Origin of the sequence: Rhizobium sp. 11_C7_N12_5 (assembly GCF_051811145.1) — a bacterium.
In the GTDB taxonomy this organism is placed as follows: Bacteria; Pseudomonadota; Alphaproteobacteria; order Rhizobiales; family Rhizobiaceae; genus Rhizobium; species Rhizobium lusitanum.
Genome location: NZ_JBPWPY010000002.1, coordinates 575,056 through 589,870, shown reverse-complemented (window position 1 = coordinate 589,870; position 14,815 = coordinate 575,056). Strand labels below are relative to the sequence as shown.

15 protein-coding genes and 1 pseudogene are annotated in these 14,815 nt (G+C 58.8%); 12 read left to right on the top strand and 4 right to left on the bottom strand.

All coding sequences use genetic code 11. The annotated features are described in order from the left end of the window. Positions 1-48 precede the first annotated feature (48 nt). Genes AB8B29_RS21870 through AB8B29_RS21860 form a run of 3 tightly spaced genes read left to right on the top strand, consistent with a single transcriptional unit; the run spans position 49 to position 2,012 of the window. The gene (locus AB8B29_RS21870; protein WP_376774271.1) at positions 49-525 is read left to right on the top strand and encodes a DUF995 domain-containing protein; all 477 of its coding nucleotides are present in this window, start codon (positions 49-51) and stop codon (positions 523-525) included. Positions 526-540: 15 nt separating this feature from the next. After that, positions 541-1,479: a glycoside hydrolase family 26 protein gene (locus AB8B29_RS21865; RefSeq protein WP_047554906.1), complete on the top strand. Its 939-nt coding sequence runs from the start codon at positions 541-543 to the stop codon at positions 1,477-1,479. A 32-nt stretch (positions 1,480-1,511) separates the two neighbouring features. Then, positions 1,512-2,012, top strand: a complete 501-nt coding sequence (locus AB8B29_RS21860; RefSeq protein WP_047554901.1) for a DUF995 domain-containing protein — start codon at positions 1,512-1,514, stop codon at positions 2,010-2,012. Between the two features lie 133 nt (positions 2,013-2,145). Here the strand turns inward: AB8B29_RS21860 and AB8B29_RS21855 are convergent, their stop codons facing one another. Further along, positions 2,146-2,517, bottom strand: coding sequence for a hypothetical protein (locus AB8B29_RS21855; RefSeq protein WP_244655269.1), 372 nt, complete (start codon positions 2,515-2,517; stop codon positions 2,146-2,148). Next, positions 2,514-2,762 (bottom strand): hypothetical protein, encoded by a 249-nt coding sequence (locus AB8B29_RS21850; protein ID WP_141694059.1) that lies wholly within the window; start codon positions 2,760-2,762, stop codon positions 2,514-2,516. Before AB8B29_RS21850 ends, AB8B29_RS21855 begins: the two co-directional genes overlap by 4 nt. Before the next feature lie 2 nt (positions 2,763-2,764). Here AB8B29_RS21850 and AB8B29_RS21845 point away from each other — a divergent pair. The 9 genes and pseudogenes from AB8B29_RS21845 to AB8B29_RS21805 form a co-directional block, all read left to right on the top strand. Further along, positions 2,765-2,893 (top strand): annotated as a pseudogene (locus AB8B29_RS21845) (pyrroline-5-carboxylate reductase); the annotation flags it as partial. Between the two features lie 212 nt (positions 2,894-3,105). Then, a complete protein-coding gene (locus AB8B29_RS21840) occupies positions 3,106-4,257 on the top strand; it encodes an ROK family transcriptional regulator (RefSeq protein WP_092573562.1) in 1,152 nt (383 codons plus the stop codon). A gap of 218 nt (positions 4,258-4,475) precedes the next feature. After that, positions 4,476-5,291: a DUF2189 domain-containing protein gene (locus AB8B29_RS21835; protein WP_047554895.1), complete on the top strand. Its 816-nt coding sequence runs from the start codon at positions 4,476-4,478 to the stop codon at positions 5,289-5,291. A gap of 103 nt (positions 5,292-5,394) precedes the next feature. Then, positions 5,395-5,781 (top strand): c-type cytochrome, encoded by a 387-nt coding sequence (locus AB8B29_RS21830; RefSeq protein WP_037200477.1) that lies wholly within the window; start codon positions 5,395-5,397, stop codon positions 5,779-5,781. A gap of 234 nt (positions 5,782-6,015) precedes the next feature. Then, entirely contained in the window at positions 6,016-6,831 is an 816-nt protein-coding gene (locus AB8B29_RS21825) for a cytochrome c oxidase subunit II (RefSeq protein ID WP_037200479.1), read from the top strand. Positions 6,832-6,887: 56 nt separating this feature from the next. Next, the gene (locus AB8B29_RS21820) at positions 6,888-8,666 is read left to right on the top strand and encodes a cbb3-type cytochrome c oxidase subunit I (RefSeq protein WP_037200480.1); all 1,779 of its coding nucleotides are present in this window, start codon (positions 6,888-6,890) and stop codon (positions 8,664-8,666) included. Beyond that, positions 8,663-9,367 (top strand): cytochrome c oxidase subunit 3, encoded by a 705-nt coding sequence (locus AB8B29_RS21815; RefSeq protein ID WP_047554892.1) that lies wholly within the window; start codon positions 8,663-8,665, stop codon positions 9,365-9,367. Before AB8B29_RS21820 ends, AB8B29_RS21815 begins: the two co-directional genes overlap by 4 nt. Before the next feature lie 12 nt (positions 9,368-9,379). Continuing rightward, positions 9,380-10,102 carry a heme-copper oxidase subunit III family protein gene (locus AB8B29_RS21810; RefSeq protein ID WP_037200512.1) on the top strand — a complete coding sequence of 241 codons (723 nt, stop codon included), beginning with the start codon at positions 9,380-9,382 and terminating at the stop codon, positions 10,100-10,102. 10 nt (positions 10,103-10,112) lie between these two features. Beyond that, the gene (locus AB8B29_RS21805) at positions 10,113-10,445 is read left to right on the top strand and encodes a cytochrome C oxidase subunit IV family protein (protein ID WP_092573563.1); all 333 of its coding nucleotides are present in this window, start codon (positions 10,113-10,115) and stop codon (positions 10,443-10,445) included. A 94-nt stretch (positions 10,446-10,539) separates the two neighbouring features. On the opposite strand, the gene AB8B29_RS21800 is transcribed toward AB8B29_RS21805, so the two are convergent. Next, positions 10,540-11,220: a peroxiredoxin-like family protein gene (locus tag AB8B29_RS21800; RefSeq protein WP_037200486.1), complete on the bottom strand. Its 681-nt coding sequence runs from the start codon at positions 11,218-11,220 to the stop codon at positions 10,540-10,542. Positions 11,221-11,463: 243 nt separating this feature from the next. After that, entirely contained in the window at positions 11,464-14,736 is a 3,273-nt protein-coding gene (locus tag AB8B29_RS21795; protein WP_092573564.1) for an adenylate/guanylate cyclase domain-containing protein, read from the bottom strand. Between the last annotated feature and the right edge of the window lie 79 nt (positions 14,737-14,815).

The following is a 14,815-nucleotide window of genomic DNA, read 5'->3' as shown; positions in this document are numbered from 1 at the left end:
AACAAGACCACCTTTGCCCGTGTAACAGCGACGGCATTCGCTATCGCCATGGGAATTGCAGGGTGGAGCAATGCTACCGCCGCCGTTGCAGGCACAAAACTGCCTGAAGGTACAAGGCTCATGACGGCGTTCGAACTCTACACGCTCTATCGTGACAAAACCTGGCAGTGGCCCGATGGCGCCGGGCGAATGCAGAATACCGATCGCCGGTTTTCCGCCTGGGTCGACGGAACAGGAGGCCAATCCTGGGCTGAAGGTCGGTGGATCGTGACGGATACAGGCCTCTTGTGCTTCGAGGCGGCCTGGCATGCGACAAACGGCAAGTTTCCAGCCAAAACCTGCTTCATTCATCGAATTCAGGATGGGACTATCTACCAGAAGCGTGAGGCAGGCGGGGCCTGGTACGTGTTTCGCCATGCTGTAGCCAAACAAACCGATGAGGCGGCGAAATTAATCGCCGACGATCTGGTCTCGCAGCGACTAGAGGTGGTGAAAGCCACCTTAGACGCGCACAAGACCGAATAAGGAGGAGTCAATCCAATGAGAACCCTAACCAAACTAACGGCAGCTATGCTTGGCACCGTCGCGCTCTGCGGCGTGGTCTACGCGGCCGGCGATGTTCTTGACGCACGGGCCGAGAGCCTGTTCCACGACAAGAGGCCGATCATCACACCGCAATCGCTTGCTTCCGGTGCCTATGATCCAAATGGGGACTTTACCAATGACCCCGACCCCAAGATCGAGCATCTCTTCCTCCCTTGGGAGGATGTCGATCTCTCAACCCTGAGCACGGCAAATGACTATGCACGCAAGCGCGGCCGTTCATTGCTGATTACGGTTGAGCCCTGGTCCTGGGCCCGCGACTGGCGCGTGGCACCGGACGATCTTCTCAACGGAATTCTGGCGGGTCGCTACGATGCCAACATGGCAGCGATATGCTCCACGGCAGCCAAGCTCGACAGGCCCGTCACCATCCGCTGGGCGCAGGAAATGGATGAAAAGAACGGGCAATTCACCTGGGCCTACTGGAAGCCGGACGGCTATATAAAAGCATATCGGCACGCCATCACCGTATGCCGCCAATATCTTCCGTCGGCCAAGTACATGTGGTCGCCAATGGGAAAAGAGGGGCTCGAAGCCTACTATCCCGGCAATCAATATGTTGATGTCATCGGGCTTTCGGTGTTCGGCTACCAGCCGTTCGATCAACGCAAGCTCGGACGGGATTCGACGTTCGTGGAAGCAACCAAGCCCGGCTACAACCGCGTCAAGGCCTTCAAGAAGCCGATCGTTATTGCCGAGTTGGGTTATCAGGGAAATGAGGCCTATGTTCACGCATGGGCTGAGGAAGCCGCCAAACCGCACGCCGAATTTCCCGACCTGACAGCAGTCGTCTATTTCAACGACCGTGAAGTCTATCCCTGGCCGGATGGCCTGGGTCGGCCGGACTGGCGCGTTGCCAGCCCTCTGTTGAACTGACTGCCGCGGCGAACAGTTGAAGGAGAAACAAAATGTTTTCGTTCCGTTTCGTCATCTTAAACGCCGCGATCTCGATGTTGTTGCTGACCGGCCCGGCAAACGCCGCAACACAACATCAAATCGATAGACTGACCGCACGCGCGGCCAGTCAAGCAGATCCGATGAGCGCCGCCGCTCTAAAAAGACTCTATTCGGGGCGCTCCTGGATCTGGAAGGATGGTGCAGGGTTCTTCTCCCGTAACCACAACCATTTTACCGCCTGGTCGCACAAGGGTTCCCAAAAATCCTATGCAAAAGGCACCTGGTATGTGACCGATCGCGGCAAGCTCTGCATGAGTGCCTTATGGTACAGCGGAAAAACTGCTGCACGCAATGTTTCCTGCTTTCTGCATCGTGAGAAAGCCGGGATAATCTATCAGAAACGAGCGTCAGGCGGAAAATGGTATGTGTTCCGTCATAATCCAATCAAGCATGATGACGAGGTTCTGAAACTGCGACGGGGCGATAATGTCCGCAAACATCTGCCCGGTTGAAGTTGAATACTCAAATAGGGGCCATCGCTAGGATGGATGGACAGCCTGCTCGCTATCAGTTCTGTCCGAGTACCATCCGAGAAGCAACCCCTATTCTCTTTCGAGAGCAGTCTGAGGGAGCGCTGGGCTTACCTCAAAAAGCACTGCGATTGTGACAATGCGATGTTCTGCCGAAGCCGCTAGGCGTGCAAACATACGGCGCACCCTTAAAGTATTCCTCGGAAGAAATTTTGGTCGTCTTTGCCAGTGAACTTCCACTATAGAAGACGACATTATTCTTTTCGTATTTCTTCATATACAGTTGAATGGTCTTCTGCTTTGCATGCGCAAGTTCAGACGCGTTCGCATTGGCAGACAGAGCTAACGGGAAGGCAATCAGAAAAATTGCTGATATGGAACGTTTAATCCAATGACGATTGCGGCGTGCATTACAGAAATTTCGATTGGAATTCATAAGCTCCCCCTCGGTTAATCGCTTTTCTTCACCAATCCTGACAAAAATCATTGATGCGAACGCCATAAATACCCTGAACAAATTAATGAATTCGCCTGATTTCTTGTGTAAGCCTCAAGCTGGAAGCAATCGCAGCCGCCTGCCTCGACAGTTGCCGCGACTTCCACTGCAGTGACAGCTTTGGCATCGGTGACCACCACCAGCGCGCCTTCATCGGCCCGCCGGCGGGGAAATCGCCGACCCGATGCCACCGCCCCACTGGTCCTTACAGCAAGTTTTTCGATAAATCTCCTCATTTTCTCCGCTTCTCGAAAGTCTTGCACAGCGGGCGAACCGGCCAAACGCGGAAACGTTCAGCATGCTCAGCCGAGAGTTCGCCACAAGGGGCGGCCTGAATGAGCAGGTTCTGTCGGATCTCGAGACGAAAGCCAGAGATCGCCGCAACGCCGATATCGAGTTCCCAACACTCGGACAGCATCCCCTCTGCCATCCGTAAAATGCCGTCATCGCGGCTGGATCGGCCGTTCTTGATGAGGTAAGCAGGACCATCAAATTAGCGATTGAATTCGTCAGTTTGATAGAAGCAAGACACCTCCAGGCGGATTTCACGCTTGCCGTGTAAATCAAAATGATCTGAAAATGAAGTATGATCCGTTAGACCACGTTGCGGCACATTTTTTGCGGGATTTACAACCTAGACGGGTTGCTTCTCGCAACGAACGCGACCTGTTGCGGCTGATCTGGAAATCTCCCGGGATTGAGCGTTCTGACCTGACCGAACCGCTCGACCTTACCCAGCAATCTCTGCACAGGATTGTCGCGCGGCTTCACGACCGAGGAATGATTGCTTTTTCCCCGTCAGAGAACCGACGCCCTGGACCACCCAGTCCGGAGCTAAGCCTGCAAAAGGATTGGTGTTTGACGCTCGGCATCTCCATAAATGTCGGTTCGATCGGCCTCTGCCTCATGGGATTCGGAGAGCCTTTGGAGAACACGGAAATTCCACAGGCTGGATCCTCGCTGTCCGAGGAGATGGACCGAATTGGCGCGGCGGTCAAAGACATTCTCGCCCGCCGAAGCGCCAATCGGCGGGATGTCCTCGGCGTTGGTCTTGCCGTCGCCGGTCACCGTATGCTGGAGTCGGCGTTTAATTGCCCCCTGCCGCTCGCCCATTGGTCACTGATCGACCTGGCTCCTTTGCTTGGAGCAAAACTCGGCTTGCCGATCTGGGCGGACAATGTCGCCAGAACAGCAGCTTTAGCGGAGGCAATCTTCGGTGTCGGCCGCGAGGTTGCGGATTTCGCTTATATTGCCCATCTTCATGGCTACGGCGGCGGCCTGGTTTCCGGAGGCATGCCATTTCGCGGCAGTTTCGGAAACGCGGGCGAATTTTCCGTTCTCTTTGGGCAGCAGGATTACGAGGAGCGTCCTGCTCCTAGCCTTTTGCTTCGGCATCTTCACGCCAACGGCCGCCCGGACTTGACGCTGAAGGACTTGAAAAGCGAAGATTTGGCGCAATGGCAGGGTGTTGCGGAGTGGGTAGACCGCGTCGCACCGGCGCATAATCGCACCGTCAACGCGCTCTGCGCGGTATTTGACCCCGCCTTGATCGTCCTTGGCGGTGAACTCCCGCATTCACTGGCAAGAATGCTTATCGAACGGACTGAAATTAATAATCTACCTCGGCATGGCGCCTTACGCGACGTCCCCAAGCTTGCCGTGGCGGAGGTAATTGATGCCCCTGGCGCAATCGGAGCGGCCTTGATCCCTCTATTCGAGACCGTCTTGTGATAGGCAAGCATCGTCTTCCAGGTATCCACGCCGGAAATCGCCAGTTGTAGCAGCGCAAGAAATGATGAGTATTTAATTTTTCTAATTTAAAGAATAGGCGACAAAGGCAACAAGATTTGATAGATTTACGATAGCCGGTTGCGGTTTGGCGTGTAGATAAAAATTTGCCGGGCGTCTTTGCACCGCTAGCCGGATTATGGCGTAGGAGGAGAGACGCTATGGCGACATTCCATGTCATGGCCGGTGCGAGCGGTGAATTTACGCGCCCGGAAGTCCGGAAGATAGGTGTCGCGGATCTTGTCGATGCGCTGAAGTCGGGGCTTAATGACTTTGGAGAGAAGCCATCTCATTACGTTTTTCTCTGTCTTATGTATCCGATCGCGGGCATTTTTCTGGCCATGTGGAGTTCCGGCGCTGACCTGCTGCCGCTGCTTTATCCCTTGATATCAGGCTTTGCGCTCATTGGTCCGATTGCGGCCCTCGGCCTTTATGAAATCAGTCGACGCCGCGAGCAGGGATTGGATAGCTCATGGCATCACGCCCTGGAGGTCCGTCACTCGCCGGCGCTGCCGTCGATCATTGCGGTAGGCCTCATGCTGTTGGCGCTTTTCGTCGCCTGGCTGATTATCGCACAGCGCATCTACACCATGACCTTCGACGAGGCAGGCCTCACCTCGATCTCGACCTTCCTGTCAGACGTGCTGACGACCCCGCGAGGCCTCTCACTTATGCTTTGGGGAAATCTGGCCGGTTTCATTTTCGCAATAATAGTGCTGGCGACGACGGTAGTGACCTTCCCGCTGATGCTGGATCGGGATGTCGGCGCAATTGCAGCCGTGGACGCGAGCATACGCGCTACGCTTAGCAATCCAGGACCAGTTGCACTTTGGGGGTTGATTGTCGCGGCGCTGCTCGTCGTCGGCACTATCCCGATTTTTGCCGGCCTTGCGGTCGTCATGCCAATCCTCGGGCATTCGACCTGGCACCTGTATCGAAAATTGATTGCACCCGTCTATCCGAACCGCATGCCTTGAATTCACAAAGGAAATTTACCCAGAGATCATCGTCCGAGCCGTTGCGATCTGCATGATGGGAGTCGTGTTGGTTGGGTTAGCGATGAAGAGAATGAGGATTGCCATGTCTTACCGTTTTCTTCCGATCTGTCTGCTTTTCGCCATTGCCATCCCGCTTGACGCTACGGCGCAGGAGGGCGACGCCACCGCAGGGGCCACCGTTTTCAAGAAATGCGCCATTTGCCACATAGCCGAAACCGACCAGAACAAGGTCGGCCCTTCGCTGAACGGTCTGTTCGGCAGAACCGCTGGAACACATCCAAATTTCGCCTATTCGCCGGCGATGCAGGAGGCGGGCAAGGCCGGCCTCGTATGGAACGAGACGTCGCTCCGCGATTATTTGCACGACCCCAAGGCGAAAGTGAAGGGCACGAAAATGACTTTCGTCGGGTTGAAGGACGATACCGAGATTACCAATCTGATCGCCTATCTGAAGCAGTACTCCAAATAGCGAAATGCCAAGCGTGGACGAGCTGTTTCCCGCGTTGCCGGTTGGATCGGGGGGCTCGGCTCAGCAACCTGACGCCGCCGATCCGTTCCCGCGGCGCCGATATGCCCCGGGCGTTTTGCCGGGATGAACCGCTGCCGTTACCGCAATTGCTCGCCTGACTTGTTCATGAGATAATACTAAAACGCTTCGCGATGGGATTGTGGAAATATTCGCTGCCGGGTCACGGAGGAGACGATGGCTGTCGTAGTGATTCTCGTTCTGCTGGTGGTGGGATCGATTGCGTTCCATCTGCTTAGCCCATGGTGGTGGACGCCGATCGCGTCGAACTGGAGCTACATCGACAATACGATTGTCATCACGTTCTGGATCACCGGCTTTGTTTTCACGGCTGTCGTGTTGTTCATAGCCTATTGCGTCCTCCGCTTCAGACACCGCGCCGGAAATCAGGCGGCATACCAGCCCGAAAACAAGCGGTTGGAATGGTGGCTCGCGGCGGGGACTGCGATCGGGGTGGCTGCAATGCTCGCGCCGGGGCTCTTCGTGTGGAAACAGTTCGTTACGGTCCCGGCCGATGCCAGCGAGGTTGAAGTCGTCGCTCAGCAATGGCAATGGAGCTTCCGGCTGCCGGGCGCCGACGGGCGGCTCGGTCGGGCGGACACGCGCGATGTGACCCCGGACAATCCGCTCGGCTTGAACAAGAGCGATCCCGCCGGAATGGACGACGTCATCGTCGAAGGCGGTGAACTGCATTTGCCCGCAGACAAGCCGGTAAAAATGCTTCTGCGCTCGATCGACGTCGTGCACGATTTCTACGTGCCGGAATTCCGGGCCAAGATGGACATGATCCCTGGTACGGTCACCTATTATTGGTTCACGCCGACACGGACAGGAACATTCGAGGTTCTCTGTGCAGAATTGTGCGGCGTCGGTCATCCGCAGATGCGCGGCACCGTTATCGTCGATACCGAGACCGCCTATCAAGCCTGGCTGCAGCAGCAACCGACTTTCTCGAAATCACTGGCGTCGGCGGAAAAGTCGGCGGCCAAATAAATGCCATGCGTACTTGAGGGGAAAAGCCGCATCGGAGGGAACAGGGAGGATGGAATATGGTCGACATTGGATCCGGCGCTGGGCAGGTCATCCAGCCCGCTGAAGTCGAGGACGTGGAGCTTTATCATCCGAAAAGCTGGTGGACGAAATATGTCTTCAGCCAAGATGCCAAGATCATCGCCATTCAGTATTCCTTGACCGCTATCTCGATCGGCATGGTGGCGTTGGTGCTGTCCTGGCTGATGCGGCTGCAACTCGGGTTTCCCGGCTACTTTTCGTTTATCGACGCGGAACATTATTATCAGTTCATCACCATGCACGGCATGATCATGGTGATCTACCTGCTGACGGCACTGTTCCTCGGCGGTTTCGGCAACTATCTCATCCCCTTGATGCTCGGCGCCCGCGACATGGTGTTCCCCTATGCGAACATGCTGAGCTATTGGCTCTATCTGCTCGCAGTCATCGTCCTGGTCGTCGGCTTCTTTGCGCCCGGCGGGCCGACGGGCGCCGGCTGGACGCTGTATCCGCCGCAGGCTCTTTTATCGGGGACGCCGGGAGGGCGTGATTGGGGCATCATCCTGATGCTGTCATCGCTGATCCTGTTCATCATCGGCTTCACCATGGGTGGGCTGAATTATGTCGTCACCGTGCTGCAAGGACGCACCCGGGGCATGACGCTGATGAGAATGCCATTGACAGTATGGGGTATATTCACTGCGACCGTCATGGCGCTGCTTGCCTTCCCGGCCCTCTTCGTCGCCGCTGTCATGATGTTGTTCGACCGGTTGCTGGGTACCAGTTTCTTCATGCCCGCCATCGTCGAGATGGGCGAACAGTTGAAGCAAGGGGGCGGCAGTCCCATCCTGTTCCAACATCTGTTCTGGTTCTTCGGCCACCCTGAAGTCTATATCGTCGCACTTCCTGCCTTTGGCATCGTCTCGGATCTGATCAGCACCCATGCGCGCAAGAACATCTTCGGCTACCGGATGATGGTCTGGGCGATCGTCATCATCGCAGCACTAAGCTTCGTCGTATGGGCACATCATATGTATGTGAGCGGCATGAATCCGAACTTCGGGTTCTTTTTCGCGACCACGACGTTGATCATTGCCATCCCGACGGCGCTCAAGGTCTACAACTGGGTGCTGACGCTTTGGCGCGGCGATATCCATCTGACATTGCCGATGCTGTTTGCCCTGGCCTTCATCGTCACATTCATCAATGGCGGATTGACCGGTCTATTTCTCGGCAATGTCGTTGTGGACGTGCCGCTTTCGGATACCATGTTCGTCGTTGCCCATTTCCATATGGTGATGGGGGTCGCACCGATCCTGGTGATCTTCGGCGCAATCCACCATTGGTATCCGAAAGTCACGGGTCGCATGCTGAACGTGGTGATGGGTCATATCCACTTCTGGATCACCTTTCTCGGCGCCTATGCGATCTTCTTCCCGATGCACTATCTCGGCCTGATGGGCGTGCCGCGCCGCTATTACGAGCTGGGCGAAACTGCTTTCATTCCACCATCGGCGCACACGCTGAACATGTTCATCACCGTCGCCGCGCTGGTCGTCGGCGCCGCTCAAATTCTGTTCCTGTTCAACCTCGCCTGGAGCCTTCGCTGGGGCAGGCCAGCGGGCGGCAACCCGTGGCGGGCAACGACATTGGAATGGCAAACGCCGCAAACGCCGCCGGTTCACGGAAATTGGGGCAAGGAGCTGCCCATCGTCTATCGTTGGCCATATGATTATAGCGTTCCCGGAGCGGACCAGGACTTCCTGCCGCAAAACCAGCCGGCTTTGGGCGAGCCGTCCGAGAGAGTGTCGCCATGAGCGCCATTCTCATTTTTCTGGCCGGGGTCGCCGGCATCATTGCCTGGTGGATGGCAAGGCAGCGGCTGACCTCCAAGCCCTGGCTGGAAGTGGGTCTGGCAGGCGATGCGCCGGAGATGCAGGGATCATCGGCGACAATAGCGAAACTCGGGCTCGGCATTTTTCTTGCCGTCATCGGTGCGCTGTTCACGCTCCTTATCAGCGCCTATCTCAGCCGCATGGGCGGCGCCGACTGGTGGGCCATCCCGATCCCGCGGCTGCTATGGGTGAATACGGCGGCCCTCGCCGCCAGCAGCGTGGCGCTGCAATGGGCGAAAACCGAAGCCCGCCTTGATCGCGGCGAGATGCTGAACACAGCTCTTGCGGTGGCGTTCGTGCTGGCCGTTCTTTTTCTCGCCGGGCAGGTTTTGGCGTGGCGACAACTGGTGTCGGCAGGCTATCTGCTCGCCGACAACCCATCAAACAGCTTCTTCTACATGATCACCGGATTGCATGGTCTGCACATTCTGGGCGGGCTTTTCGTACTCGGACGGACCGTAATTCGCGCCCGGATCAGTCCTGTGCTGACTGGAGTTCGCCTGAGCGTGGATCTATGCGCCATCTATTGGCATTTCATGCTCGCTGTCTGGCTGATCCTTTTTGCGCTCTTTGCCGGCTGGGCGAATAGTTTCGTCGATCTCTGCCGTCAATTGGTCACCTGAGGAGTTTCGATGATGACCGAATCCATGGAAAGACCGGTAAGTGATCCGCATCTGCGGTCCGCGGGACTGCGAGGCGTTGCCGCTGATCTGTCATCGGACCAGCGGGCGTTCAAGAACGTCTCCTGGGGCAAGGCGATGATGTGGATCTTTCTCCTGAGCGACACCTTCATTTTCGGGTGTTTTCTGCTGGCCTACATGACGGCGCGCATGTCGACCACCGTTGCTTGGCCCAATCCGAGCGAGGTCTTCGCCCTGACGATCGGAGGCAAGGAAATTCCGCTGATCCTGATCGCCATCATGACTTTCGTCCTCATCAGCAGCAGCGGCACAATGGCCATGGCCGTCAACTTCGGATACCGCCACGATCGCCGCAAGACTGCCGCGCTGATGTTGGCGACGGCAGCCCTCGGCGCGACATTCGTCGGAATGCAGGCATTCGAATGGACCAAACTGATCAGGGAAGGCGTTCGTCCCTGGGAGAACCCTTGGGGGGCGGCGCAATTCGGGTCGTCCTTCTTCATGATCACGGGCTTTCACGGCACCCATGTTTCGATCGGGGTCCTGTTCCTCCTGATCATGGCACGCAAGGTGTGGCGGGGGGACTTCGATCAGGAAAGGCGGGGATTTTTCACCAGCCGGAAGGGTCATTACGAGATCGTGGAGATAACGGGGCTTTACTGGCACTTCGTGGATCTGGTCTGGGTATTCATCTTTGCATTCTTCTATCTGTGGTGAGGATGGCATCATGGCACAACAACAGGCGCATTCGGGACAACAGCATCCGATAAGACTTTATATGGTCGTTTGGGGGCTGCTTTTCGTCCTCAGCACCTTCTCCTACCTCGTCGACTACCTCGGCATCCAGAGCTATCTCAGATGGTCTCTGATCCTCCTCTTCATGGTCCTGAAGGCAGGGCTGATCGTTGCGATTTTTATGCACATGGCCTGGGAGCGGCTGGCGTTGATCTACGCCATCCTGCTCCCCCCAGTTCTCGTGCTTGTCTTCGCCGCATTGATGGTGTCGGAATCGCATTACACGTTGCTCACCCGACTGGCCTTTTTTGGGGGCGGTCCGTAACATGACAGACGATCCAACACACCCGTGACTGCCCCTAAAAAACAGTCTTGAATCCGATTTGTTCAGCTTTGGAAATCCCCGGAGTCCCCGTGACCTACGCGGCCACGTTGGACGCGGCCGACATCAAATCTTGCGCCGCCGGCACGCCGAACATCTGCCGACCGTTGTCGGCAACCTCCGTGAAGCACCACCTGACGACGCCATTGCGATCGAGCAGGAATTCGCCGACGAGCTGGCCTTCGCCGCCGGCGATCATCTGCCGGTCGTCCTCGGTGAATTCGTAGCCGTCGGCCTTGTCGAGATACTCGGTCGCAGCCATCACGCCCATCGGCTCGGGAAGTTCCTTCGGCATGTCGATCTTCATCGACGTCAGCACATCCATTCCCACCTTGTGCGGCCACGCGGTTTCAGATTCGGTGAATTCAACATTCGGCAGTCCGAAGGCCCTGTGCGAGATACGGTCCGGATCGGATGCGGCCAACAGGTTGGGCAACGGATGATAGCGGAAATACAGACGTGCGCGCTCGATCGGCGTGTTGACAACGGTCAGGCTGTCGATGCCCAGCTCACGCAGGTCGCCGGCAAGGCTCGCCATGGACGTGATCTGGCGCCGGCAAAACGGGCAATGAAGCCCGCGAAACAGGCCGACCAGCACGGGCCTTTGCCCGCGAAACTCGTCGATTGAGACCTTCCCCTGGCGGGTAATTGCGTCAAGTACGACGTTGGGCGCGTGATCGCCCGGCTGCAGGGGCCTATCAGTGAAGCTGTCCGGCATGTCATCCTCCCTCTCCGAGCGCCGCCTGTTCAAATGATCTTGGAAACGGCGCTCCAGCTCTTCCAATCGAGGCGAAATCATTCGCCGCGGGTGATGCCGCCCGAACGCAATGGCTCTCGACGGCGGTCTTGAGCATGATGTCGAACTCTACGAAGCGGTTTCGCACGCCACCATGCGCTATTTCTTTCATTCCAGATCCGATGAGGATTTCGGGGTCCATTCGATCCCAAGGTCCCGTCGGCTCTAGTCGAGAAACGGCAACACGACCAACGCGCCCGGGTCGAGCTGATGTCGGCTGCACACCTCCTGCGCTAGGGCAAAATACCGCTCGGCCTCGGCCATGTCGTCGTGTTCGAGATTCAATGTCGCCAGGCCATCATAGCATGGAAACAACAGTTGCGGCTCGCCAATTTCACGAGCCAGGTCGAGGGCCTCCTCGTAATACCTGCGGGCTAGATCCGGCCGGCCGTGGCATTGGTGGATTTGCCCGAGCACGATCAACGGCACTGCGAGATGGTCGCGCTGATCAAGAGCGCGGTCGATCTCGATCGCTTTCTCGGCTGCGGGGATGCCCTCCCCGGCGCAATTGTCGGTGAAGGTGCAGCAGGCAACGGCAAGATTGGCGAAGAGGCGGGCCTGGAAGCCGAGATCGCCAATGCGGATGGCGACCTCCAATCCGCGCCGGCACACGGCGATCGCTTGCTTGGGGTCCACGATCGTGTAGAGCACGCCGAGATTGGAATAGGCACGGCAGGCGGCGCTCAGCAGACCTGCAGCCTCGGCAACCACAAGGCTTTTCTCGACGGCTGCCACGGCGTCGCGATGACGGCCAAGTCTGGCCAGCGCCACGCCTTTGGTGTTCAACGCCTCGGCACCGGCCCGTGCTGCCTCGAGGCCCACGGGGCTCGAGGCCTCTGCGGATACGGCGCCGAGGCAAATCAAGGCTTCGTCCGCCCACTGCGCCGCAACCGCCTGGTCTCCCATCCGGAAGGCGAGGTGGCCGCGCTCCTGCAGCAGATGCGCGCGCTCGATCGGCTCGTCGGTGCCGTCGAGCAGGCCGGCAGCCTCGGCGAACAAGGCATCCGCCAGGTCGCGTCGACCGGTGTCGAGGTTGAGACGTCCGAGCTTGCGCAAGATCCGGGCGGCAGCGGCCCGGTCACCGGCAGCACGATGGACGGCCAGCGCAAGGCCGTAGTGATCACGAGCAGCATCGCGCTCGCCGTTGGGGCCGCAGAGATCGGCCAGCCGCTCGTCGAGCGCCGCTTGTTCGGGCATCCTCTCCGGTTGCTCGGGGAAGGCGGCGAGCGCCTGGCGATAGAGTCGCATCGCATCGTCATTCGCATAGATCTTGCGGGCCAGATCGCCGGCCGCCATCAGATAACCGGCGCCCTTGCGCGTTTGAGCGGCCTTGCAGAAATGATGGCCGAGCTGCGCCAGGTCTTCCAGCCGGTCCGGTGCCCTACCGTGCAAACGCTCCAGGCTGCTGCCGATGCGACCGTGCAGTTCCTTGCGGCGTTCGAGCAAGAGGTTGTGGTAGATGACATCGTGCAGCAGCGTCTGCGTGAAGCGATAGCCGGGCGACGATTGCGCCGAGGTCTCGGCTACCTCATCGATAATCTCGGCCTGGCAAAGGAAATCGAGCCTGGTGTCGAGCGATGCCGGGTCCGCCGCGATGGCGCCGAGGAGCTTTTTGTCGAAGCGCGGGCCGATCGCCGACGCCTGCTGCGCCAGCCGCCGCACCGCGGGCGGCAAGCGGTCCACGCGGGTCAGCAACATCGCCTGCAGGCTCATTGGGATCTCGTTGCCGATATCGGCGGCTGTCGCGCTCCAGCTTTTGCCATCGAAACGCAAGGCTTCGGTTTCGATCAATCCGCGGACGATTTCCTCGATGAACAGCGGGTTACCGCCAGCCCGATCGAGAATCCGCTTGCGCGTTGCGGCCGGGATGCCGTTCGCCCCACGGAAGAAGGCCTTCAGCAGTCCTTCGCCATCCTGATGGCGCAAGGGAGCAAGGCGCAGGAATGTCAGGCTGGTGCGGTTCGATTCAAGCCCGTCGCTTTCAAGCGTCGGCCGACAGGTCGTCAGCATCATCAGCCGGCTGCGTTCCAGCCGGTCGAGCATGAATCGCAACGCCACCAGCGATGCCGCGTCGGCCCAATGCATGTCCTCCACGATCAGCAGCAGCGGGCTGCGGGACAGGCGCCGCTCGAAAATCGTCCTTGTCGCATAGAGGATCTGCCGCCGCAGCTGTTCGGGCTCGACATGCTTGAGTGTGCCGCTCGGGTCGCCTAAGCCCAACACGTGGAAGAACAGAGGCGTCAGCCGGGCGACATCCTCCACGCCGAAGCCGAGTTCTCCAAGACCGGCCGCGAGCAGCTCTTCGGTTCTCGCCGCCGTGTCCCGTTCTGCAATGCCGTACGCGCTGCGCAGAACAGCGGCCAAGGCGCCATAGGATTGTTCGCCGAGAGGGGAGCAGATCGCGCGCCGCACCACGACCGCCTGAAAGCGCTCGTCCTGTGCCGCCGCCTCGACGAAATCGTCGACAAGCCGCGATTTGCCGATACCGGCCTCACCGATCAAGCGGACGAGTTGGGCGTTGCCGTTGCACGCAAGATCGAGGCAGCCGAGCATCCGCGCAAGCTCCGAGTCCCGCCCGATCATCGGCGCCTGGAGGCCATAGCTTTCGAGGCCGCGTGCCGTGTTCGGCGCCTCCAGGGGTGCAAGCAGGCGGTGGACGAGCACGTTGCCGCTCTTGCCCCGCAGGACTTGAGACCCGAGGCTTTCGAATGCGAAGCCATGACGGGCGAGGCGGTGCGTCAGGGGGCCGACGAGGATTTCATCCGGTCCAGCCATGGATTGCAGTCGCTGGGCCGTGTTCACCGTATCGCCCGTCACGGAATAGGAACGGGCGTTGGCGGCGCCGAAGCCGCCGGTCACCACTGGCCCGGTGTTGATCCCCACATGCAGGCGCAACGGTACGCCGGCGCGAGACTGCCAGCGATCCCCGACGCGTCCCGCCCGCACGATCATGTCGAGGCCGGCGCGCAGCGCCCGTTCCGGATCGTCTTCATGAGCAACCGGCGCGCCGAACAGGGCAAGCAATGCATCGCCGACGAACTTGTCAACGAAGCCGCCGTAGCTTTCGACCGCCTCGGTCAGCTCGTCGAAGAGTTCGTTCTGCAGAGCTCGCATGACCTCGGGGTCGAGCCTCTCGCTCAGCGTGGTGAAACCGCAGAGATCCGCAAAGAGAACGGTGAGCGGGCGCCGGTCGGCTTCCGTGTCGGACGCCGCCCGTTGCGGGGGACCAACGGACGAGGTAGGAATTGCGACCTCGGCAGGAACCACGGATTGCGCGCGTGCACCACCGGCAACGGCGTTGCCGCATTTCGGGCAGAAGGCAAAGTCCGGCAGGCAAGCTTGGCCGCAGCTGGCGCAAGAGATCGGCTGCCTTGCCCCGCATTTCGGGCAAAACGCAAAGCCGCTCTCAATCGCAAAACCGCAGGCGGAGCAGTCCATCGAAGCCAATCTCCCGAAGACCCACCGAGCGCCGGCTCAATTCCTCGGCGCCTCGGGCTGGCCTACGTCTGCATCGAGA